The organism is Shinella sp. Sh6, from assembly GCF_055392685.1.
In genome coordinates this window covers 45585-66813 of the sequence record NZ_AP044006.1, presented here as the reverse complement: position 1 = coordinate 66813, position 21229 = coordinate 45585, and the positions used below count along the sequence as shown (strand labels likewise).

At 67.2% G+C, this 21229-nt stretch carries 18 protein-coding genes and 1 pseudogene; 6 read left to right on the top strand and 13 right to left on the bottom strand.

Annotation, left to right across the window (positions count from 1 at the left end; genetic code table 11):
- Positions 1–54: 54 nt before the first annotated feature.
- From phnL to phnG, 6 genes are all read right to left on the bottom strand, one after another.
- Positions 55–759 (bottom strand): phosphonate C-P lyase system protein PhnL, encoded by a 705-nt coding sequence (gene phnL / locus ACZ5TO_RS18670; protein ID WP_464800762.1) that lies wholly within the window; start codon positions 757–759, stop codon positions 55–57.
- 2 nt (positions 760–761) lie between these two features.
- Positions 762–1538 (bottom strand): phosphonate C-P lyase system protein PhnK, encoded by a 777-nt coding sequence (gene phnK, locus ACZ5TO_RS18665; RefSeq protein WP_184140891.1) that lies wholly within the window; start codon positions 1536–1538, stop codon positions 762–764.
- A gap of 214 nt (positions 1539–1752) precedes the next feature.
- Positions 1753–2637, bottom strand: coding sequence for an alpha-D-ribose 1-methylphosphonate 5-phosphate C-P-lyase PhnJ (locus tag ACZ5TO_RS18660; protein ID WP_464800761.1), 885 nt, complete (start codon positions 2635–2637; stop codon positions 1753–1755).
- Positions 2634–3734, bottom strand: coding sequence for a carbon-phosphorus lyase complex subunit (locus tag ACZ5TO_RS18655; protein ID WP_464800760.1), 1101 nt, complete (start codon positions 3732–3734; stop codon positions 2634–2636). The genes ACZ5TO_RS18660 and ACZ5TO_RS18655 overlap by 4 nt, the downstream gene beginning before the upstream one ends.
- Before the next feature lie 3 nt (positions 3735–3737).
- Positions 3738–4346 (bottom strand): phosphonate C-P lyase system protein PhnH, encoded by a 609-nt coding sequence (phnH, locus tag ACZ5TO_RS18650; RefSeq protein ID WP_464800759.1) that lies wholly within the window; start codon positions 4344–4346, stop codon positions 3738–3740.
- Positions 4346–4798, bottom strand: coding sequence for a phosphonate C-P lyase system protein PhnG (phnG, locus tag ACZ5TO_RS18645; protein WP_464800758.1), 453 nt, complete (start codon positions 4796–4798; stop codon positions 4346–4348). Before phnG ends, phnH begins: the two co-directional genes overlap by 1 nt.
- A 107-nt stretch (positions 4799–4905) precedes the next feature.
- Here phnG and phnF point away from each other — a divergent pair, with 107 nt between their 5' ends.
- A complete protein-coding gene (phnF, locus tag ACZ5TO_RS18640) occupies positions 4906–5643 on the top strand; it encodes a phosphonate metabolism transcriptional regulator PhnF (RefSeq protein ID WP_464800757.1) in 738 nt (245 codons plus the stop codon).
- A gap of 4 nt (positions 5644–5647) precedes the next feature.
- On the opposite strand, the gene ACZ5TO_RS18635 is transcribed toward phnF, so the two are convergent.
- Entirely contained in the window at positions 5648–6502 is an 855-nt protein-coding gene (locus tag ACZ5TO_RS18635) for a MurR/RpiR family transcriptional regulator (RefSeq protein ID WP_184140878.1), read from the bottom strand.
- A gap of 56 nt (positions 6503–6558) precedes the next feature.
- On the bottom strand, positions 6559–7629 hold the full coding sequence (locus tag ACZ5TO_RS18630) for a polyamine ABC transporter substrate-binding protein (protein WP_184140876.1): 1071 nt from the start codon (positions 7627–7629) through the stop codon (positions 6559–6561).
- Between the two features lie 161 nt (positions 7630–7790).
- On the opposite strand from ACZ5TO_RS18630, the gene ACZ5TO_RS18625 reads away from it, so the two are divergent.
- Genes ACZ5TO_RS18625 through ACZ5TO_RS18610 form a run of 4 tightly spaced genes read left to right on the top strand, consistent with a single transcriptional unit; the run spans position 7791 to position 11734 of the window.
- Entirely contained in the window at positions 7791–8873 is a 1083-nt protein-coding gene (locus ACZ5TO_RS18625) for an ABC transporter ATP-binding protein (protein ID WP_464800756.1), read from the top strand.
- Between the two features lies 1 nt (position 8874).
- The gene (locus tag ACZ5TO_RS18620; protein ID WP_464800755.1) at positions 8875–9777 is read left to right on the top strand and encodes an ABC transporter permease; all 903 of its coding nucleotides are present in this window, start codon (positions 8875–8877) and stop codon (positions 9775–9777) included.
- 11 nt (positions 9778–9788) lie between these two features.
- Positions 9789–10619: an ABC transporter permease gene (locus ACZ5TO_RS18615; RefSeq protein ID WP_184140870.1), complete on the top strand. Its 831-nt coding sequence runs from the start codon at positions 9789–9791 to the stop codon at positions 10617–10619.
- Positions 10616–11734: a DmpA family aminopeptidase gene (locus ACZ5TO_RS18610; protein ID WP_464800754.1), complete on the top strand. Its 1119-nt coding sequence runs from the start codon at positions 10616–10618 to the stop codon at positions 11732–11734. Before ACZ5TO_RS18615 ends, ACZ5TO_RS18610 begins: the two co-directional genes overlap by 4 nt.
- Positions 11735–11740: 6 nt before the next feature.
- Here ACZ5TO_RS18610 and ACZ5TO_RS18605 read toward each other — a convergent pair whose 3' ends face one another.
- Both ACZ5TO_RS18605 and ACZ5TO_RS18600 read right to left on the bottom strand, forming a co-directional pair.
- Positions 11741–12112, bottom strand: coding sequence for a hypothetical protein (locus tag ACZ5TO_RS18605; RefSeq protein ID WP_184140866.1), 372 nt, complete (start codon positions 12110–12112; stop codon positions 11741–11743).
- Between the two features lie 59 nt (positions 12113–12171).
- Positions 12172–13584 (bottom strand): annotated as a pseudogene (locus ACZ5TO_RS18600) (NAD(P)-dependent oxidoreductase); the annotation flags it as partial.
- A gap of 178 nt (positions 13585–13762) precedes the next feature.
- Between ACZ5TO_RS18600 and ACZ5TO_RS18595 the strand changes: the two are divergent.
- Positions 13763–15760: a CocE/NonD family hydrolase gene (locus ACZ5TO_RS18595; RefSeq protein ID WP_464800753.1), complete on the top strand. Its 1998-nt coding sequence runs from the start codon at positions 13763–13765 to the stop codon at positions 15758–15760.
- 7 nt (positions 15761–15767) lie between these two features.
- Here the strand turns inward: ACZ5TO_RS18595 and ACZ5TO_RS18590 are convergent, their stop codons facing one another.
- The 3 genes from ACZ5TO_RS18590 to ACZ5TO_RS18580 are packed head-to-tail and all read right to left on the bottom strand — an operon-like array spanning position 15768 to position 21137.
- A complete protein-coding gene (locus ACZ5TO_RS18590) occupies positions 15768–18944 on the bottom strand; it encodes an error-prone DNA polymerase (protein ID WP_464800752.1) in 3177 nt (1058 codons plus the stop codon).
- Entirely contained in the window at positions 18941–20464 is a 1524-nt protein-coding gene (locus ACZ5TO_RS18585) for a DUF6504 family protein (protein WP_464800751.1), read from the bottom strand. Before ACZ5TO_RS18585 ends, ACZ5TO_RS18590 begins: the two co-directional genes overlap by 4 nt.
- Entirely contained in the window at positions 20379–21137 is a 759-nt protein-coding gene (locus ACZ5TO_RS18580) for an ImuA family protein (RefSeq protein ID WP_184140856.1), read from the bottom strand. Before ACZ5TO_RS18580 ends, ACZ5TO_RS18585 begins: the two co-directional genes overlap by 86 nt.
- Between the last annotated feature and the right edge of the window lie 92 nt (positions 21138–21229).

The window sequence follows — 21229 nt, the reverse complement described above, 5'->3', positions numbered from 1 at the left end:
ATGTCGGAAAGATTACAGTCCACAGGGCCTGAGATTCCGCCATCCGGCGGGCGGTCATGCCGCCTTGCGCGGCGAGAAGGCCGAGACGTCGACGATGCGGTCGGCGACCTTCCTGCGCACGTCCTCGTCGTGGAAGATGCCGAGGAGGGCGACGCCGGCCGTCTTCTTCTCCGCGATCATGGCAACGACGACGGCGCGGTTCGTCGCGTCGAGCGAGGCGGTCGGCTCGTCGAGCAGCAGGATGCGGTGATCGGTGATGAAGCCCCGGGCGATATTGACGCGCTGCTGCTCGCCGCCGGAGAAGGTGGCGGGCGGAAGCTGCCAGAGCTCGCGCGGCAGGTTGAGCCGGTCAAGCATCGCTTCGGCCGCATCCCGCGCCTCCGCCGGTGCGACGCCGCGCGCAAGCAGCGGCTCGGCGACGACGTCGACGGCGGCGACACGCGGCACGGTGCGCAGGAACTGGCTGACATAGCCGAGCGTAGCGCGGCGCACGGCAAGGATCGTGCGCGGGTCGGCACCCGCAAGATCGACCACCCGGCCCTCGTGCTCGATAAGGATCTGGCCGCTATCGACGGCATAGTTGCCGTAGACCATCTTCAAAAGCGAGCTCTTGCCGATGCCGGACGGACCGCCCAGCACGACGCATTCGCCGGCCTTGACCGAGAAGGCGACGTTCGAGACCACCGGCAGGCGGAGGCCGTCGCGAAGATGCATGGTGAAGCTCTTCGCCACTTCGGAAACGACGAGGGGGGTTGGCATGGTCACACCTGAAGGATCGAGGAAACGAGGAGCTGGGTATAGGCTTCGCGCGGATCGTCGAGCACGCGGTCGGTCAGTCCCTGCTCGATGACGAGGCCGTCCTTCATCACCATCATGCGGTGCGACAGGAGGCGCGCGACGGCAAGATCGTGCGTGACGACGATGGCCGAGAGGCCGAGGTCCTGCACGAGGCCGCGCAGGAGGTCGAGCAGGCGCGCCTGCACCGAAACGTCGAGGCCGCCGGTCGGCTCGTCCATGAAGACGAGGCGCGGCGAGGTGACGAGGTTGCGGGCGATCTGCAGGCGCTGGCGCATGCCGCCCGAAAAGGCGCGCGGCTGGTCGTCGATACGGTCGGCGCTGATCTCGACCCGGCCGAGCCAATCGCCGGCCGTCTCGCGGATATTGCCGTAGTGGCGCTCGCCGACGGCCATCAGCCGCTCGCCGACATTGGCCCCGGCCGAGACCGCCATGCGCAGCCCGTCCGCCGGGTTCTGGTGGACAAAGCCCCAGTCCGTGCGCATCAGGAAGCGGCGCTCCGCCTCGCTCATGCGGGCAAGGTCGCGCATGGTGCCGTCGCGCATGCGGTACTCGACCGAGCCGGAGGTCGGCATCAACCGGGTGGCGAGGCAATTGAGCAGCGTCGTCTTGCCGGAGCCGGATTCGCCGACGACCGCCAGCACCTCGCCCGGCCAGAGGTCGAAGGAGACGTTCCGGCAGCCGATGCGCGCGCCGTAGAATTTCGAGATGTCGCGGACCTTGAGAAGCGGGGCGTCGGTCATCGGACGGCCTCCGGGGTGCGAGAGGCTGTGGCACCCCCCTCTGCCCTGCCGGGCATCTCCCCCTCAAGGGGGGAGATTGGATGGGGCAAGGTCCCGCCCATCTCCAACGTTGCAATTCGAGCTAGGATCGCACTACTTGCCGATCTCCCCCCTTGAGGGGGAGATGTCCGGCAGGACAGAGGGGGGTGGCGCCGGGCCATGTCGTAACGAGGAGTCATTCCGCAGCCTCCTTGTCATGGGCGAGGTGGCCGCGGTGACCGCTCGCGCAGCGTTGTTCGCAATGGTCGGTGTCCGAGCAGACGAACATCCGCCCGCCCCTGTCGTCGAGCACCACTTCGTCGAGATAGACGTCCTGCGCACCGCAGAGCGCGCAGGGCTTGTCGAAGGACTGCACCGTGAAGGGATGATCCTCGAAATCCAGGCTGACGACCTCCGTATAGGGCGGCACGGCGTAGATGCGCTTCTCGCGGCCCGCGCCGAAGAGCTGGAGCGCTTCAGACATGTGCATCTTCGGATTGTCGAATTTCGGCGTCGGCGACGGATCCATGACATAGCGGCCCTCCACCTTCACCGGATAGGCGTAGGTCGTGGCGATATGGCCGTTGCGGGCGATGTCCTCGTAGAGCTTCACATGCATCAGGCCGTATTCCTCCAGTGCATGCATCTTGCGCGTCTCGGTCTCGCGCGGTTCGAGGAAGCGCAAGGGCTCGGGGATCGGCACCTGGTAGACGAGCGTCTGGCCGGACGTCAGCTTTTCCTCGGGGATACGGTGGCGCGTCTGGATGATCGTCGCCGCGCGCGTCTTCGTCGTCACCGCCACACTGGCGACCTTCTGGAAGAAGGCGCGGATGGAGACGGCGTTGGTCGTGTCGTCCGCCCCCTGGTCGATGACCTTCAGCACGTCCTTCGGACCGAGGATCGCCGCTGTCACCTGCACGCCGCCGGTGCCCCAGCCGTAGGGCATGGGCATTTCGCGCGAGGCGAAGGGCACCTGGTAGCCGGGAATGGCGATCGCCTTCAGGATCGCGCGGCGGATCATGCGCTTCGTCTGCTCGTCGAGATAGGCGAAATTGTAGGTCGCAAGGTCTGCGGTCGTCATTCTGCGGCCTCCGGAAGGTCCTTGTCCTGCGCGGTCTCGTAGTCGCGCCGCATGCGCCGCACGAGGTCGAGCTCGGCCTGGAAATCCACGTAATGCGGGAGCTTCAGGTGCTCGACGAAGCCGGTCGCCTGCACGTTGTCGGAATGGGAGATGACGAATTCCTCGTCCTGCGCCGGGGCGACGATATCCTCGCCGAACTCCTCGGCGCGCAGCGCCCGGTCGACCAGCGACATGGCCATGGCCTTGCGCTCGCTCTGGCCGAAGACGAGGCCGTAGCCGCGAGTGAACTGCGGCGGGTTCTTCGCCGAGCCCTTGAACTGGGCGATCATCTGGCACTCGGTAACCTGAATGCGGCCGAGCGAGACGGCAAAGCCGAGCTCCGGCATGTCCAGCTCCACCTCGACCTCGCCGATGCGCACCTCGCCGACGAAAGGATGGGTGCGGGCATAGCCGCGCTGGGTGGAGTAGCCGAGCGCCAGCAAAAAACCCTCGTCGCCGCGGGAAAGCGCCTGGAGGCGCAGGTCCCGCGCCATCGGAAATTCCAGCGGCTCGCGGGTGAGGTCCCCCGGCACATGGCCCTCCGGTAGGCTGCCGTCGTCCTCGACGAGGCCTTCGCCGGCAAGGATGTCTGAAACGCGCATGACGGGCTCGCCGGCTTCCTCGCGCTCCAGCGGCGCCTCCACCTCTTGGTCCGTCAGGAGCGACGGGTCGAGCAGGCGGTGGGTATAGTCGAAGGTGGGGCCGAGGAGCTGGCCGCCCGGCAGGTCCTTGTAGGTCGCCGAGACGCGGCGCTCGACGAGCATGGCGCCCGTCTCGACGGGCCTGGAATAGCCGAAGCGCGGCAGCGTCGTGCGATAGGCGCGCAGGATGAAGATCGCCTCGATCATGTCGCCGCGCGCCTGCCGGACGGCGAGCGCAGCGAGCGCCCGGTCGTAGAGCGAGGCCTCCGCCATCACCCGGTCGACGGCAAGGCCGAGCTGGGCGACGATCTGCTCGATGCGTATCGCCGGCAGCGAACGGTCGCCGCGGCGGCGGTCGGCGAGAAGACGGTGGGCGTTGGAAATGGCGGCTTCGCCACCCTTGACGGCAACGTACATGGCTCAGGCCTCCTTCACGCGGACGACGGTGGTGCGGGGCAGGCAGAGGACGGCATCGCCGGCAACGAGGATTAGGTCGACGCCGCGCGGGAAATTCTGCCGGTTCTCCGCCCGGCAATGCGCAAACATGTCCGGCAGGCCGACCGGCGCGAACTCTTCCTCGGTGCGGATGCCCGGTCCCGTCAGCGTCAGCGGCCGACCGCCCGTGAAGGCTTCGATCTCGACCACCAGCGTCGTCGAGCGATCCGGGTATTCCTGCGTGCCCTGCGCGAAAAGGCCCGGATCGGGCAGCATCGCGCCTTTCTCGACAAAGGCGAAACGGGCGGCCTGCCGGTCGTCGGTCACACTCGCGCCGGCGTGGAAGGCGAGCCAGCCGGGCAGAGCGGACGCGGCGAGCGCCGGCGTCAGCCAGACGGGGGTGTCGTTGTCGCAGAGCGTCAGCGCGACGGCACCGGCGGCCGCGCAAAGCGGCGCGGGCGGAGCGACGGCAACAATCACGGAGCCGACCGTGCCCGGGCGAGCCATGCAATCCATCAGCGTGCGGAAGACGGACTGGGCCTCGAAGACCGGCTCCCTGAAACCGCCAGTGAAAGCGAGCGTGTCGTGAGGCATCAATCCTCTCCCCGGACCATGGTGAAGAAATCGACGCGGGTGGCGGCCGTCTGGCGAGCCTTCCCGGCATCTTCTCCAGCAATACGCGCCTCGACGGCCGCAAGCAGCGCCTCGACCTCACCGGCACGCGCCGGCTGCTGGAACAGCGCGTCGAAGATCGCCGCAAGCCGTGCCTTGGCGCCGTCCGTGCCGAGCGCCTGGCCGTGGCCGACCGTGCCGTCGTCGAGACGGACGCTCGCGCGGCTCACCGTCGCCTCGCCGAGATTGAACGGCGCACCGCCGCCACCGATGCGCCCGCGCACCATGACGAGGCCCGTTTCGGGCCCGCGTACCGGCTCGACTGCCGGCTTGCCGTCGAGTGCGTCGAAGGCGGCCTGCAGTTCGGCCCGGCTCGCCTTCGCCAGGAGGCCCATCGCCTTCTGCCGTCCTTCGAAATGTCCATCCGATGCCATTGCCACGCTCCCAAATGTCTATTAATCTAGACAACTATACATCTAAGTCTCCTCTTAAACGGCCGGAATGACAAGGGTGTGACAGGGGCAATTGCAAGGGGGCGAAAATGGTGGAACGGCAATCGGGCGTGGCGCTCTGGCGGCAGATCGCCGACCGCATGCGCCTTGCGATCAACAACGGCGACTTCGACGAGACCGGCATGATGCCGCCGGAGACGGCGCTCGCCGCACGCTTCGGCGTCAACCGGCATACGGTGCGTAGCGCCATGGCATCGCTTGCGGAGGAAGGCATCGTCCGGCCGATCCAGGGCATCGGCACGCGCATCGAGCGGCGCGACCGGCTGCGCTTTCCGATCTCGCGCCGCACCCGCTTCTCGCAGGGCCTCGGCAACCAGGCGAAGGAACTGGAAGGGCGGCTGCTCGGCTCGGCGACGGAGCCTGCTTCCATCGTGGTCGCCGACGCGCTGGGTCTTGCGGCGGGAACGCCCTGCGTGCGGCTCGAAACCGTAAACAGCGCCGACAAGCGGCCGATCTCGCGCGCCACGCACTATTTCCCGGCCGACCGCTTCGCCGATATCGTGGCGGCCTATGAGCGGACGCGCTCCATCACCGCCGCCTTCCGCGAACTCGGCGTGCCGGACTACGTGCGCCGCTCGACGGAGATTTCCGCCATCCATGCCGAGGGCGAGGACATCCGCCACCTGAAGCTCTCGCCGGGCGCGATCATCCTCGTGGCGACGGCGATCAATACCGATCTTGCCGGCCGGCCGATCCAGTTCTCCCGCACGCGCCTTGCCGCCGACCGCGTCAAGCTGACGGTCGAGCCCGAGAGCGAGGAGAAATAGGCCCTCAGGCCTCGAAATCGCCGAAGATGTCCTGGAGGCGCGTCAGGGTCTCCACGCGCTCGTTCACTTCCTCGCCGAGGACGACGATGATGTTGGAAAGCATGAGGTCCATGACGGCCGTCATGGTGGCGGCGCCGTCCCAGAGGGGACCGTGCGAGCCCGGCACGATGAGGCAGATATCCGAGACCTCCGGCCCCCAGGGGCAGAATTCGTCGGTCAGGAGCACGACCTTCACGCCGGCGCGCCGGGCCTCCTGTGCCAGCGGCCTCGCCTTGGCGGCAAAACGGCGAACGTCGTGCAGGAAAAGCAGCCGGCCCTCTACCGAGCCGTCGAGCAGTTCGGAATAGGTTCCGTTGAGGCCGTCGACGAATTGCACGCGCGGGCGCGTATAGGAAAGCTGGCTGGCGAAATACTGCGCGACGCCGCGCACGTTCTGGTAGGCGGCGACATAGACCTCCGTGGCGCCTATCAGCGCATCGATGGTCTTCTGCCATTCCGGCGACTGGACCACGCCGTAGATCTGCGTGAGATTGTCGATCTGCTGCTGGATGAGGCCGGCGAGCAGCTTGCCTTCCTGGCGGTCCTGCTCCAGCCCCTCGAAACGCCCCTTAACCTGCCAGGCCGGATTGGCGCTGCCGTGCCGGAGTTCGTTCTTCAACTCGTCGAGGCCGTCGAAGCCCATGCGGCGCAGATAGCGCCCGACGGTCATCGGCGAGAGCTGCAGGCGCTGGGCGATGGAGCGCGCCGTCTCGAAGGGAAGGTCGGCGATGTTGCGCTCGATGTAATGCGCCAGCAGCTTGTCGGATTTCGACCGCCTGAGGTCGTCGGACTGAACGAGCTTCAGAATGCGTTTCGACACGTCGCCCCTCTCCTCGAAATCCCGCCCGTCCGGTGACGGGCGGGGATCGTTCGTCCTCACTGCGCGGTCTTGACCCGCGTCCAGACGCGGTCCACCTGGCGCAGCGCCGGGCCCAGGTCCTCGAAGATCTGCAGACGTGCCATCGTCTCGGCCGGCGGGTTGATTTCCTTGCTATTCTTGATCTTTTCCGTGGTCAATTGCCGCGCCGGCACGTTGGCCGTGCCGTTGGTCTGCTGCGAGACGTTGAGCGCGACGATTTCCGGCTGCGTGTAGAACTGCAGGAACTTCAGCGCGTTCTCCTTGTTCGGCGCGCTCTTCAGGACGCAGATGTCCTCCTGATACATGGTCGCCCCCTCCTCGGGGATCACGTAGCCGAGATCCTTCTCGTTGCCGAAGACGTCCACCATGGCGCCGACGAAGGCGTGGCCGGCTGCAACGTCGCCTGCCTGCACCATCGGCCGCTCGTCATAGGTGAAGGCCGCGACATAGGGTTTCATGGCGATGATCGTGTCGGCTGCCTCCTGGAGCTCGGCCGGATCGGTGGAATTGATCTTGTGGCCGTTGAGGATGAGGCCGACGGCGAGCACCTCGCGCATGTCGTCGAGCAGGGTGAACTTCAGGCCCTTGGCCTTGACCGTCTCGATCAGGTCCTTCCAGCCGGTCACGTCCTTGCCGAGGACCTTGCGGTTGTAGAAGATGCCGACCGAACCCCAGGCGTAGGGCAGGCAATATTCGCCGTTCGGGTCGCTCTTCGCCCTCAGGAACGCGGGATCGATGTTCTTGAAGCCCTCGTATTTGTTGATGTCGGTCTTCTCCAGAAGATCGAGCTTGGCCATGATGTCCTGCATGTGCACGGACGGGAAGACGATGTCATAGCCCGTCGCGCCGCCCTGGATCTTCGCCAGCATCTCCTCGTTGGAGGAATAGGTCGAGAGATTGACCTTGATCTTGGTCTCCTCCTCGAATTTCTTCAGCACTTCCGGATTGATGTATTCGCCCCAGTTGTAGACGTTGAGTTCGGCGGCGCTCGCCATTCCGGCCGTCGCCGCGAGGGCGGCAAGCGAAAGGGCGGTGCGGCGCGTCCAGGCGCGGAAGCCGGATGCGCCGGCGCGATCGGTTTTCGTCATCGAATATTCTCCTCTGGTGGTTCGGCCGTCCTGGCCCGGCGCTTTCCTTTGCGCCGCCTGTTCCCGTCCCGGCTTCTGCGGCCGTTGACTTGGATGGGCAAATGGTATCCATATATCTAAATCGCACAAGCGTTATTTTTATAACATTTTGGGGAACGACGATGCGAGAATCCATAGTCCGCCTGGAAAAGGCGGCGAAGACCTTCGCCACGCCCGAAGGTCAGACGATCACCGCGCTGGGCGGGATCGACCTCGATGTCCGGCGCAACGAATTCCTGACGCTGCTGGGTCCGTCGGGCTGCGGCAAGACCACCCTCCTCCAGGCGATCAGCGGCTTCGTCGAGCTCGATTCGGGACGCATCCTGATCGACGGCGAGGACATGACGGACCGCCCGCCCTATCGCCGCCCGGTCAACACCGTGTTCCAGAACTACGCCCTTTTCCCGCACATGAGTGTGGGCGAGAACACCGGCTATGCGCTGGAGGTCGCCGGCATCGGGCGGCAGGACCGGGCAAGGCGCGTTGCCGAGGCCCTGCGCATGGTCGGCCTCGAAGGCCTGGAGGGCCGCAAGCCGCGCCAGCTTTCCGGCGGCCAGCAGCAGCGCGTGGCGCTCGCCCGCGCCATCATCGCCCGGCCCAAGCTGCTGCTCCTCGACGAGCCGCTGTCCGCGCTCGACAAGAACCTGCGCCAGGCCATGCAGATCGAGCTGAAGACGCTCCAGCACGAGCTCGGAATCTCCTTCATCTTCGTCACGCACGACCAGCAGGAGGCGCTGACCATGTCGGACCGCGTCGCCGTGCTCTCGGGCGGGCGCATCCAGCAGCTCGACACGCCCCGCGCCATCTACGACAAGCCGAGGAACAGCTTCGTCGCGACCTTCGTCGGGGCGAGCAACCTCTTCGAGGGCGAGGCCGCCGCCGGCCGGCTCGTCACGACGGACGGCATCGCCATTTCCCACGGAGAGCAGGGTTCGACGGGCGCGGCGACCGCGCTCATCCGCCCGGAGCAGTTCTTCCTCGCGGACCCCGGACAGGCCGGCCCGGTCCTCGACGTCGATCTCGAGCAGATCGTCTTCGTCGGCTCTACCTTCGAGCTTTTCGGCCGCACGGCGACGGGCCGGCGCGTCATCGCGGAAATCCCGGCGATGCGGCGCGGCCTCGTCGGCGAGATCGAGCAATCGCGCCGCGCGCGCCTTTCCTACGATCCGTCCGCCGTCCACCTCATCCCGGCGGAGGCGGCCTGACATGCTGACGATCACCGCCCGCCGCCGTGTCCAGCTTGCCATCCTGCTCGGTCCGGCCTCGCTGTTCCTCGCCGTCTTCTTCCTCGGCCCGCTCGCCATCATGATCGTGACGAGCTTCCTTGCCCCCGGTCTCTACGGCGGCGTGGAATGGACCTGGTATCCGCACAATTACGGCCGCATCCTCGGCTTTGCCGATCCGATGTTCGAGGAGTTCGACCCGGTCTATATCGCGATCTTCCTGCGCTCGCTGAAGATCGCGGCGCTGACCGTCGTTGCGACGCTTCTCGTCTGCTACCCGGCCGCCTTCTGCATCAGCCGGCTTTCCGACCGCTGGAAGAGTTTTTGCCTCTTCCTCATCACGCTGCCTTTCTTCGCCAGCCTCATCGTGCGGCTCTTCGTCTGGGTCCTGCTCCTGCGCCAGACCGGGCTCGTCAACAACGTGCTGCTGCAGACCGGCATCATCGACCGCCCCGTCGACCTCATCTATACGGAAGGCGCGATCATCCTCGGCATGGTCTACGTCTTCATTCCGTTCATGTTCATGCCGGTCTATGCGAGCGTCGAAAAGCTCGACTGGACGCTGGTGCGCGCCTCGCTCGATCTCGGTGCAGGGCCTATCCGCACGTTCCTGCGCATCATCCTGCCGCTGACGGCGCCCGGCATTGCGGGCGGCGCGGTCATCGTCTTCATTCCCGCGCTCGGCAATTTCGTCGTGCCGGCCATTCTCGGCGGCGCGAAGGTGATGATGCTCGGCAACCTCATCGAGCAGCAGTTCCTCGCCGCGCGCAACTGGCCCTTCGGCTCGGCGCTCGCCATGATGGTGATGAGCGTGATGCTCGTCCTGCTCTTTTCCTATGTCGTCGTCTCCAGCCGCCGCGGCCTCGACGCCGCGCCGGGACGCTGAGGAGGCCCGCAATGAAGATCTTCGCCTCCCTCGCCCGCGGCAGCCTCGTCGCCTATACCGCGCTCTTCTTCGCCTTCATCTACATCCCGCTGGTGCTGATCGCGGTCTATTCGTTCAACGCCAACCCGATCAACATGATGACCTGGTCGGGCTTCACCACCGACTGGTATGCCCAGGTCCTCGGCTACAAGACGGCCATCACGGGCGACGCCTTCTATGTCGAATCGACCGACCAGCTCGTACAGGCCGTCTTCAACAGCCTGAAGATCGCCGCCTCGACGACGCTCATCGCCACCGTCTTCGGCACGTCGATCGCCATCGCGCTCTATCACTTCGATTTCTTCGGCCGGCGCTTCTACCGCGTCGTCCTGTTCATGCCGATGCTGATGCCGGACATCGTGCTCGGCATCGCGCTCCTCATCTTCTTCGTCAATTCGGGCATCAATCTCGGCCTCAAGACCATCATCATCGGCCAGTGCACGTTCCTGACCTCCTATGTCTTCATCGTCGTCTCCGCCCGGCTCTCCGGCATGGACCGCACGCTGGAACACGCCTCGGCCGATCTCGGCGCAAACGAATGGACGACCTTCCGCAAAGTGGTCTTCCCGCAGCTCCTGCCCGGCATCCTCGGCGGCGCGCTGCTCGCCTTCATCATCTCGATGGACGATCTCGTCATCACCTATTTCATCGCCGGCGTCGACGTGACGACGCTGCCGATGTTCATCTTCGCCATGCTCCGGCGCGGCATCAAGCCGGAGATCAACGCCATCGCCGTGATGATGCTGTCCTTCTCCTTCGTCATCGCCTCCCTCGGCCTCTACCTTCGCTCCCGGCAGAAATGATCATGAACGAAAAGACCAAACCCCGTGCCCGCGAACTCGGCCTGCCCTTTTCCGGCCGCACCGGCCCCTTCAATGCGATCACGGATGTCGAAGGCGTCGCCGTCGGCTTCCGCACCATCCGCGAGGAGGTGCCGCGGCCCGGCCGCAAGCTGCCGGTACGCACCGGCGTCACCGCCATCCTGCCGCACAGCGGCAGCCAAACGCCCGTGCCCGTCTATGCCGGCGTGCACCGCTTCAACGGCAACGGCGAGATGACCGGCACGCACTGGATCGAGGACGGCGGCACCTTCCTCGGCCCGGTGATGATCACCAACACCCATGGCGTCGGCATCACCCACCATGCAACCATCCGCTGGATGCTGGAGCGCTACGCCTCGACCTACGAGGTCGGCGATTTCCTCTGGCTGATACCCGTCGTCGCCGAGACCTATGACGGGGTGCTGAGCGACATCAACGGCCTGCCGGTGACGGAGGCCGACGTGCGCGCCGCCCTCGACGACCTCTCGCCCGGCCCCGTCCGGGAGGGCAATTGCGGCGGCGGCACCGGCATGATCACCTACGGCTTCAAGGGCGGCACGGGCACCGCCTCGCGCGTCGTTTCCTTCGGCGGCCGGGACTATACGGTCGGCACGCTCGTGCAGGCCAACCACGGCCAGCGCGACTGGCTGACGGTCTGCGGCGTGCCGGTCGGCAGGCATCTCCAGGACAATACCCCACAAAGCCAGCTCAAGGAGCGCGGCTCGATCATCGTCGTCATTGCGACAGACCTGCCGATGGCGCCGCATCAGTTGAAGCGCCTCGCGCGCCGCGCCGCCATCGGCATCGGCCGGGGCGGCACGCCGGGCGGCAACAATTCCGGCGATATCTTCCTCGCCTTTTCGACCGCCAACCCACAGCCCATGGCGCACCATGCCCCGGCGATGCTGGACCTTGCCATCGTCAACGACGAACAGCTCGACCCCGTCTACATGGCGGCGGTGGATAGCGTGGAGGAGGCGGTGGTCAACGCCATGCTGGCAGCCGAGGACGCCGGCGGCACGCCGTATGACCGACTGCGCGTCGACGCCATCCGCCATGATGACCTGATGGCCGTCATGCGGCAATACGGGCGGTAGGAAGCCTCAATGACCGGTGCCGTCGGGCGTCACGCTCTGGCTGTCGCCGCCCGTCCCGGAAGACTGGGTCGGGTCGCGGTCCGTCGGCGCGGTGTTACCGCCGCCGGGCGCGTCTTCCTTGATCGTATCCTGGGTCGGCGTGCCGCTGGTGGTCGAGGAGGTCTGCGAAGTGTCGAGCGGCGCGGAGGGATCGGTCTTCTCGCCCCAGATCTCGACGGCCCCCCAGACGAGGAAAACGAGAACGAGGCTGATGCCCAGCACTCTCAGAACGGGCCGGCCGAGGCCACCCTGACGGGCTTCCCGCCCGGCATATTCCTTGCGGTCCGGATCGTGGGTGCGGGTCAGCGGATCGCCGCGTTCGTCCTGTTGATGGGTCATGACTGGCACTCCCTGTCTGTCGTTCAGAAGGAAGAACCGGCCGGAACCGCAAAAGTTCCTCAGGCTTCGCCCGGGCCGTCCAGCCCCAGCGCCTCGACGAGCCGGCGCTGGCGCAGGAGCAGATGGGTGAGCGCGGCGACATCGCCCTTTGCCGGCTGGTGCGTCATGCCCTCCTCCACCGCCTCCACGACAGCCTCCAGCGTATCGGCAATCTCGCGGGAGACATCGTGCAGCTCGGCAAAGCGCGGATCGACGGCGGCCGCCGCCAGCGCCGCGATGGTGACGGCGCCGATGCCGGCCGGCACCTTCGCGCCGCCGTCGACATGGCCCTCGGGCAGGTCGCCCTTCAGGTTGACGACGCGGCGGTAGCGGATGACATCGATGATCTGGTCGACGGCCTGGCAGGCGCCCGCGACGCGCGAAGGATGGTCCGTATCCGCGGCCGCATGGGGCAGCAGCTCCAGCTTGCCGGGATGGCGCTCGGCGAGCTTCAGATAGGGCAGCATCGGGCCGCTCAGGGTGCCGCTCGTCGCATTCCTGAAGAGATCGGCATCGATGGCGGCATGGCGCACCTGGCCGCTTGCCAGCGCCTTGTCGAGCGCGGCGGTATCCACCACCTCGCCGCGGTCGTAATTGACGAGGACCGCACCGTGGTTCATCGCCGAAAGCACCGCCTCGCCGATGAGGCCGGCATTGGCATAGCGGCGCGTCTCCTCCTCCAGCCGGCCGAGGCCGACATGGGCGGAGAGCACGTCCGCGCCGGTCGCCGCCGCCACGGGCGTCTCGGCGAAGGTAAAGCCTTCCGCCTCGATCCATTGCCGGTGGCGCGGGCGAGCATAGACCGCAACCTCCATGCCGAAGGCGCGGCCGAGCTTTGCGACCTCCCGGCCGATATTGCCGTAGCCGAGCACCGCGAGGCGCCGGCCCTCCAGCTTGGCGGTGGGATAGAGCTTCAGGTCACGGCCGGTATCGAAATCGCCGGCGGCGACACGGTCATGCAGGAGGCCGACCGGCAGGTCCGGCAGCACCTTGAGGATCGCCTTCATCGCCATCTGCGCCGTCGCGCGGCTGTTGATGCCGGGCGTGTTCATCAGCGGCGCGGCGCCGCCCTCGCCGTTTCCACCGCCCCAGGAGGCCGAGCCCATGTTGCCGGTGCCCGCGCCGATGCGCACGCCGCCGAGCAGAAAGATCGCCTGCTTGGGAATGAAGGTCGCCGCCGCGATCAGCGCGTCGTAGCGCCCGTCCGCAGTCTCGGCGATGATCTCCGTCTCGGAGCTGATATCCGGCTGGTAGAAGAAATGGATGCCCGGCGGCAGCGCCGCGCGCTTGTAGCCGCCCTCGTGGAAGGTGCCGCCGCGCGCCTCGATATGTGCGCACACCTCGCCGTGATCCGGCCGGCCATCGGCATCGAAACGCAGGCCGACGAGATCGGCGATCAGCACCTTGTAGGCGCGCTCGGGATCGTCGAGCCGCGCACCGTCCCGCAAAGCCGCCTGCCGTTCCGCCATGTGCCCCTCCTCTGCCTGCCATTTTCGTAGGCGAGTTTTCGAGAGCGGGCAAGCCGCACGCAAAAGCGACACGGAAGGTCAAATCCCGCCTATTGCCCGCCTCCGGCGGCGCCGTCATAAAAGCGGGGAAAGAGGAGTTGCCATGTCCCGCGCCTTCACCGTCATCGAAAACGAATGGATCATGCTTGCCGACGGCACGCGGCTTGCCGCCCGCATCTGGATGCCCGAAGGCGCGGAGGCCGACCCCGTGCCGGCCGTCCTCGAGTTCCTGCCCTATCGCAAGCGGGACGGGACGAGCCCGCGGGACGAATCGACCTACCCCGTCTTCGCCGCCGCCGGCATTGCCGGCGTGCGCGTGGATATCCGCGGCTCGGGCGAATCGGACGGCGTCATTGACGGCGAATATACGCCGCTGGAGCTGGCGAATGCCTGCGAGCTCATCGGCTGGATCGCCGCCCAGTCCTGGTCGAACGGATCGGTCGGCATGATGGGCATCTCCTGGGGCGGCTTCAACTGCCTGCAGGTCGCGGCCCTCAAGCCGCCGGCGCTGAAGGCCGTCATCTCCATCGCCTCCACCGTCGACCGCTACAACGACGACATCCACTACAAGAACGGCACGCATCTTTCCGCCCAGCTCTCCTGGGCCGCGACCATGCTCGCCTACCAGTCCCGCTCGCCCGATCCCGGGATCGTCGGCAAGCGCTGGAAGGCGATGTGGCTGGAGCGGCTGGAAAAGGAACCCTTCTTCCTGGAAGAATGGCTGCAGCACCAGCGCCGCGACACCTTCTGGAAGCACGGCTCGATCTCAGAAGATTTTGACGGCTTCCCCGTGCCCGCCCTCGTCATCGCCGGCTGGGCGGACGGCTATCGCAGCACGCCGCTCAAGGCAGTGGAGGGGCTCGGCGACAAGGCGAAGGCCCTCATTGGCCCGTGGATTCACAAATACCCGCATTTCGCCTGGCCGAAGCCGCGCATGGATTTCCATGCCGAGGCCATCGCCTGGTGGAACCGCTGGCTGCGCGGCGAGGAGAACGGCGCGGAAAAGACCCCGCAGGTGCGCGCCTATATCCAGGATGCCGCGCGCCCGGCGCTGCGCCGCGAGACCGATCCCGGCTTCTGGATTGCCAAGGACCGCTGGGAGGCGCCGGAGATGGCGACCTTCTACGTCGAGCAATACGGCGCGCTGGCGCCCGGCCTGCCGATTGCCGGCGCATCGGGCCATGACCGCTACATCAGATCGCCGCTCGATACCGGCACCATGGCCGGCGAATGGTTCACGCTGAAGCCGGACGCCGAAATGGCGCTCGACCAACGGCGCGACGATGCCGGCTCGCTGGTGGTCGAGACCGCGCCGCTTACGGAGGCGCACGATTTCCTCGGCCAGCCGGTGCTGGAGCTCGACGTCGCGACGGAGGCGGACATCGCCAATCTCTGCGCGCGCCTCGTCGATATCCATCCGGACGGCACGGCGACGCGCGTCACCTTCGGCGTCCTCAACCTCGCCCATCGCGACGGCAATGCCGCGCCGAAGGCCATGCCGCGCGGGAAGAAGGTGCGCGTCCGCCTCGTGCTCGATGCCATGGGCTACCGCTTCCGCGCCGGCCATCGCATCCGCCTGTCGCTCTCCACGTCCTATTGGCCGATGGTGCTGCCGCCGCCGGTGGATGCCGGCGTGACGGTCGACCTCGCCTCGCTCGGCCTTGCCCTGCCGAAGCTCGGCGCCCACCGCGTCATTGCGATCCCCGAGCCGGCAAATCCCGACCCGCTGCCGAAATACACCGAGCTTGCCCCCGCCGAGACGGCGCGCGGCGTCGAGCGCGACCTGACGAACGGCCTCACCGAATATACGATTTACGAGGATACCGGCCTCTACGAGCATCCCGGCACCGGGCTCGCCACGCGGCAGGTGCGCGACGAACTCTGGTCGATCGCCGAAAACGATCCGCTCTCGATGACCGGCACGGCCGTCTGGACCTGCGATATGCAGCGCCCCGGCTGGTTCGTGCGCACGGTCTCGACGGCGACCATCGCCTGCACCGCGACGGACTGGCTGATCTCCGCCCATGTCCGCGCCTATGAGGGCGAGACGCCGATCTTCGAGAAGCGGTTCGAGAAGGCGATCCCGCGCGATTTCATGTAAGGTGTTGTCAGTGGAAATCGCGAGACCTGACGCGGATCGCCTCCGTGTGGCCCGCGCCTTCCAGCCCCTCCTCGCCGCGCCGGCCGATGGTGGCAAAATCGGCGGAAAGGTCGACGATCTGCCGCGCGACGATGTGCACGACCTCGCCCTCCCGCTGGATATGGCCCTTCACGCCGATCATCGGCGCGCCCATCACGATGGGGCGGTAGGCGAGGAAGACCTTGCGCCAGACGACGAGGTTGGCGATGCCCGTCTCGTCCTCGATGGTCACGAAGATGACGCCCTTGGCCGAGCCCGGCCGCTGGCGCACCAGCACGATGCCGGCCGTCTCGACCGCCTGCCCGTCCTTCAGGCGCACCGCCTCGGCGCAGGAGAGAAAGCGGCGGCGCGCAAGGCTCTCGCGCAGGAAACTCGCCGGATGGGCGCGTAGCGTCAGGCCGACATGGCCGTAATCCTCCACCACCTCGCCGCCCGCCGCCATGGGGCGCAACGCGACGGCGGGCTCGATCAGTTCCGGAACGGTCGCCGCCTCCCGCTCGGCGGCGGCGGTAAAGAGCGGCAGCGGCTCGTCGCGAAGGCCGCGGATCGCCCAGAGCGCGGCGCGGCGCGAAAGGCCCATCGACGGCAGGAAGGCATCCGCCTCGGCAAGGCGCACCAGCGTCTCGGCCGGAAGGCGCGAGCGGCGCCAGAAATCGTCGATGGAGACGAAAGGCTCGTCCGCTCGCCTGGAAATGAAGGCCGCCGCTTCCGTGTTGCCAAGTCCTTTCACCAGCCTCAGCCCAAGGCGTACGGCGAACCGCCCCGCCTCCGCCATCGGCTCCAGCGTGCAGTCCCACCGGCTTTCGTTGACGCAGACCGGCCGCACCTCCACTCCATGCTCGCGCGCATCGCGCACGATCTGCGCGGGAGCGTAGAACCCCATGGGCTGTGAATTGAGAAGGGCCGCGCAAAAAACCTCCGGGTGATGGCACTTCACATAAGCCGAGGCATAGGCGACGATGGCGAAACTGTAGGCGTGGCTTTCCGGAAAGCCGTAGGAGCCGAAGCCTTCGAGCTGGCGGCACATGCGCTCGGCAAATTCGCGCGGATAGTTGTTCTTGACCATGCCTGCGATCAGTTCGTCACGGAACTTGTCCACGCCACCCGTCTGCTTGAAGGTCGCCATGGCGCGACGGAGCTGGTCGGCCCGTCCGGGCGTGAAGCCGGCCCCGATAATGGCCACCTGCATGGCCTGTTCCTGGAACAGCGGCACGCCGAGAGTCTTTTCGAGGACCGCCTTCAACTTCTCGTCATCCGGATAATCCGGTTTTTCCAACTCTTGCCGCCGCCTCAGATAGGGATGCACCATGTCGCCCTGGATCGGTCCCGGCCGCACGATCGCCACCTGGATGACGATGTCGTAGAGTTTCCTCGGCTTGAGGCGCGGCAGCATGGACATCTGCGCCCGGCTCTCGATCTGGAAGGTGCCGATCGTGTCGGCCTTCGAGATCATATCGTATGTCGCCTCGTCCCCCTCCGGAATGGAGGAAAGCGCATAGGTTTTCCCCTTATATTCCTTCAGGAAGTCGAAGGCCCGGCGCATGCAGGTGAGCATGCCGAGAGCCAGCACGTCGACCTTCATGAAGTTCAGGGCTTCGATATCGTCCTTGTCCCATTCGATCACCTGCCGGTCGTCCATCGCGGCGGGCTCGATGGGCACGAGGTCGTCCAGCCGGTCGCGCGTCAGCACGAAGCCGCCCGGATGCTGCGAGAGGTGGCGCGGCGTGTCGACCAGTTGGCGGGCCAATTCGAAGAGCAGCTTGATACGCCGGTCGTCCACATTCAGCCCGGCCGAGCCGGCATGGCTCTGCGGGATGTCGTTGGACCAGCCCCAGACCTGCGAGGAGAGCGATTTCAGCACGTCCTCCGGCATCCCGAGCGCCCGCCCCACATCGCGCATGGCCGCGCGCGAGCGATAGCGGATGACGGTGGCGCACAGCGCCGAGCGGTCCGTGCCGTAGGTCTTGTAGATCCACTGGATCACCTCCTCGCGGCGTTCGTGCTCGAAATCCACGTCGATATCGGGCGGCTCGTCACGCTCCTCCGAAACGAAGCGCTCGAAGAGAAGGTCGCTCCGCTCGGGGTCGATCGCCGTGATGCCGAGGATATAACAGACCACGCTGTTGGCCGCCGAGCCGCGGCCCTGACATACGATGCCGATGGCGCGGGCATGATGAACGATCGCGTTGACCGTGAGGAAATAGGGAGCGTAATTCTTCTTATCGATTAGTTCCAATTCATGCGCCAGCCTTTCGCGCACCTTCTCCGGCAACCCGGCCGGATAGCGTTTGGCAACGGCCTTCCTTACGAAGGCTTCAAGCGCCTGCTGTGGAGTCAAGCCTGGAGCTACCTGCTCTTCCGGATACTGGTACTTCAACTCGTCCAGCGAGAACCGGCAGCGCTCCACGATCTCCAGCGTGCGGGCGAGCGCCTCGGGGTAGCGCTCGAAGAGGCGGTGCATTTCCTGCGGCGGCTTGAGGTAGCGGTCGGCGTGGCGCTCGCGCAGGAAGCCGGCCTCGTCGATGGTGACGTTGTGGCGGATGCAGGTGACGACGTCCTGCAGCATGCGCCGGGCGGGCTCGTGGTAGAGCACGTCGTTGGTGACGACCGTGGGCACGCGGTATCGCGCGGCAAGGCCGGAAAGGTCGTGGAGGCGGAGCTGGTCGTTCGGCCGGCGGTGGAGCGTGAGGGCGAGATAGCAGCGGCCGGGAAATGTTTCCGAGAGACGGCGCAGGTGGAAGGCCGCGGTGTCGTCCGCCTCATCGGGCACCAGCACGGCCAGCAGGCCCTCGTTCCATTCCACCACATCCTGCCAGTCGAGATGGCACTTGCCCTTGCCGGCCTTCTTCTTGCCGATGGTCAGCAGGCGGCAGAGGCGGGCATAGGCCTCTCGGTCGGTCGGGTAGACGAGCAACGACATGCCGCCGAGAAGGTCCAGCCGGCAGCCGACGACGAGGCGCACCCCCGTTTCCCTTGCCGCCCGGAAAGCCTGCACGACGCCGGCAAGGCTGTTGCGGTCGGCGACGGCGAGGGCATCGATGCCGAGTTCCCTGGCGGTCGCGAAAAACTCCGCGCAACTGCTCGCCCCGCGCAGGAACGAGAAATGGGAGGTGACCTGGAGCTCGGCATAACGCGGCGGCTTCATGCGAAAATCCCGTGCAGGAACCAGCGGCCGGTGCCGCTCAGGGCCTCCGCCTCGCTGCCCGAGCGGAAGAGCCAGAAGCGCTCGCCCGCCTCGTCCTCGACCTGGAAGTAGTCGCGCACGGCGGCAAGCTCGGCGTCGCGCTTCCACCATTCGCCGAAGATGCGCTCCGGCCCGTCGGCGCGCGTCACCCGCCGCCGCACGCCGCGCCAGGTAAAGAAGGCCGGCGGATGGTCGGGCACGAGCGCCATGACCTCGATCTCCTCCGGCCGGGCGAGCAGGCGGGCGGGGCGCGGCCAGCCTTCCGGCCATGTCGCCCCGTTATCCGGCGCCAGCGGGGCAATGCGGCGGACGGAGCGTTCCGGCACGTCGCTTTCGACGGGCGCGATACGGTAGAGCCGGCGGGCGCCGATGCGGTTGGCGATGACGTCGACGAGGCCGGCAAGGTCCGCCTCTTCCGTCTCGATCAGCGAGGTCGCGGCCTGCGCAAGGACGAGCGGTTCGGCCAGCGTCGCCGACAATTCCATGATCTCGATGCCGAAGCCCGGCTCGATGGTCTCGATCCGGTCGCACAGGAGTCGCGCCAGCCGCTTTTCGTCGCGCACCGGGCGCGCCGTGCCGATGCGGATGGCCTGCAGGGAATTGTCGACCCGGTGGAAGAGAAGGTCGAGGCGGCGGGCGCCGAGGCCGCGCTTCTCCAGCTCCCGGCAGAGATCGCCGATAAGGGCGACCGTATAGCGCGCGATGGTTTCGGGCGCGCCGATCGGCTCGCCGAAGACCCTTCGCGCAGAAACCCGTTCGGCATCGCGCAGCGGATCGACAGGCTCGCAGACCACACCCTGCAACTGGTCGAGCCGGCGGCCGAGGAGCGGGCCGAAGCGCTGGACGAGCGGCGCGCGTGGCACGGCGAGGACGTCGCCGATGGTGGAAAAGCCGAGCACATGCAGGCCCGCTGCGGTTTCCGGCGGAAGGCGAAGGCCCGGGATCGGCAGGGATGAGACGGCCTTCGCCCCCGCGCCGGTCGGAAGGATCGAGGTCGGATCGGCGAGGAACCGGGCGGCGGCATGGGCCGCGCCCCAGGTGTCGGCGATGGCGGCGCGCGCGAAAATGCCGGAGGTGCCGAGGCGGTTGACGAGGCCGGACAGCATGCGCGCCTCGCCGCCGTGCAGGTGGTCGGCGCCCGTCGTGTCGATGACGAGACCGTCCGGCGGATCGGGCGAGACGATGGGCGCATAGTGCTGCAGGGCCCAGAGCGCGAGGCGCTCCAACGCCGCCGCATCGGCAGCGGGATCGGCCGGCAGGGTCAGGATGTCGGGCACCAGCGCATGGGCCTTGGTGAGCGCCATGCCGATGCGAAGGCCCGCCTGCTCGGCCGGCCGGCTCACCGCCGTCAGGATGCGGCGCGACCCGTCGCGGCCGACGAGCACGAGCCGTTTGTCAGCCGGCGGCGCGGCGGCGCCCATGGCCCGCCGCAGGCGATCGATCGGCCAGCCGGGGAGAAAAAGCGATACGACCCTCGCCATCGGATGCCTCCACTTCGAATTCCGCCGTTTCGCCCGCCCGGCAGCGCATGAGTTCCAGAAGCCAGCGCGCCCGGCCGATGCCCGGCACGGGGAGCGGCGCGGACGGACGCTGGGAAACCCGCCAGCGCGTCACGGCGGCGGACGGCAGCGCAAAGGCATCCGCCTCCCGCCGGTGGCGAAAGCGGCGGAGCGCGATGGCAAGCGTGCCGCCGGCTTCCGCGGCAAGCTGCAGGCGCCGCGAGGCCGTCATCGACAGGCGCGCGACCTCCGCCACCACCGCGCCGAGCCCGCCATGGCGCAGCCCCTCCTCGAAACAAAGGAGCAGGCTCTTCTCGTCGCCCGCCTCCACATAGAGGACCCGGCCGGGGGCAAGGCCGGCCTGCGCCAGCGCCGGGGCGAAGAGATCGGGCCGCGTCAGGCACCAGAGCACCTGCCCTTTCGTGCGCGCGGCGATGCCGGCGGCAAAGAGCATGGCCGCCGCACCCTCGACGGCATCCGCGCCGCCGCCGCAGACCTCGTGCAGGCTGGCGAGCGCCAGGCCGCCGCCGGGAAGCCGCCCGTCGATCTCCGGCACGCCGAAGGGCAGCACCGCCCGGTCGCCCGCCGCACGGCCGTCGAACTGCCGGATGCGGTCGCGCAGATCGGCGACAACGGCATTTGCGGCGGCGGACATCGGCGTGGCGGCTCCCGGGTTTGACGGCACATGTTCTCTATTTGTTCACATCATGCGAAAGAGTCAACCGGACTCCCGCACGGGAAAGATCA

What these genes read in the sequence shown, in the direction of transcription:
- phnL (WP_464800762.1), bottom strand. Translation starts at nt 759, where the DNA reads ATGCCAACCCCCCTCGTCGTTTCCGAAGTGGCGAAGAGCTTCACCATG.
- phnK (WP_184140891.1), bottom strand. Translation starts at nt 1,538, where the DNA reads ATGACCGACGCCCCGCTTCTCAAGGTCCGCGACATCTCGAAATTCTAC.
- ACZ5TO_RS18660 (WP_464800761.1), bottom strand. Translation starts at nt 2,637, where the DNA reads ATGACGACCGCAGACCTTGCGACCTACAATTTCGCCTATCTCGACGAG.
- ACZ5TO_RS18655 (WP_464800760.1), bottom strand. Translation starts at nt 3,734, where the DNA reads ATGTACGTTGCCGTCAAGGGTGGCGAAGCCGCCATTTCCAACGCCCAC.
- phnH (WP_464800759.1), bottom strand. Translation starts at nt 4,346, where the DNA reads ATGCCTCACGACACGCTCGCTTTCACTGGCGGTTTCAGGGAGCCGGTC.
- phnG (WP_464800758.1), bottom strand. Translation starts at nt 4,798, where the DNA reads ATGGCATCGGATGGACATTTCGAAGGACGGCAGAAGGCGATGGGCCTC.
- phnF (WP_464800757.1), top strand. Translation starts at nt 4,906, where the DNA reads ATGGTGGAACGGCAATCGGGCGTGGCGCTCTGGCGGCAGATCGCCGAC.
- ACZ5TO_RS18630 (WP_184140876.1), bottom strand. Translation starts at nt 7,629, where the DNA reads ATGACGAAAACCGATCGCGCCGGCGCATCCGGCTTCCGCGCCTGGACG.
- ACZ5TO_RS18625 (WP_464800756.1), top strand. Translation starts at nt 7,791, where the DNA reads ATGCGAGAATCCATAGTCCGCCTGGAAAAGGCGGCGAAGACCTTCGCC.
- ACZ5TO_RS18620 (WP_464800755.1), top strand. Translation starts at nt 8,875, where the DNA reads ATGCTGACGATCACCGCCCGCCGCCGTGTCCAGCTTGCCATCCTGCTC.
- ACZ5TO_RS18615 (WP_184140870.1), top strand. Translation starts at nt 9,789, where the DNA reads ATGAAGATCTTCGCCTCCCTCGCCCGCGGCAGCCTCGTCGCCTATACC.
- ACZ5TO_RS18610 (WP_464800754.1), top strand. Translation starts at nt 10,616, where the DNA reads ATGATCATGAACGAAAAGACCAAACCCCGTGCCCGCGAACTCGGCCTG.
- ACZ5TO_RS18605 (WP_184140866.1), bottom strand. Translation starts at nt 12,112, where the DNA reads ATGACCCATCAACAGGACGAACGCGGCGATCCGCTGACCCGCACCCAC.
- ACZ5TO_RS18595 (WP_464800753.1), top strand. Translation starts at nt 13,763, where the DNA reads ATGTCCCGCGCCTTCACCGTCATCGAAAACGAATGGATCATGCTTGCC.
- ACZ5TO_RS18590 (WP_464800752.1), bottom strand. Translation starts at nt 18,944, where the DNA reads ATGAAGCCGCCGCGTTATGCCGAGCTCCAGGTCACCTCCCATTTCTCG.
- ACZ5TO_RS18585 (WP_464800751.1), bottom strand. Translation starts at nt 20,464, where the DNA reads ATGGCGAGGGTCGTATCGCTTTTTCTCCCCGGCTGGCCGATCGATCGC.
- ACZ5TO_RS18580 (WP_184140856.1), bottom strand. Translation starts at nt 21,137, where the DNA reads ATGTCCGCCGCCGCAAATGCCGTTGTCGCCGATCTGCGCGACCGCATC.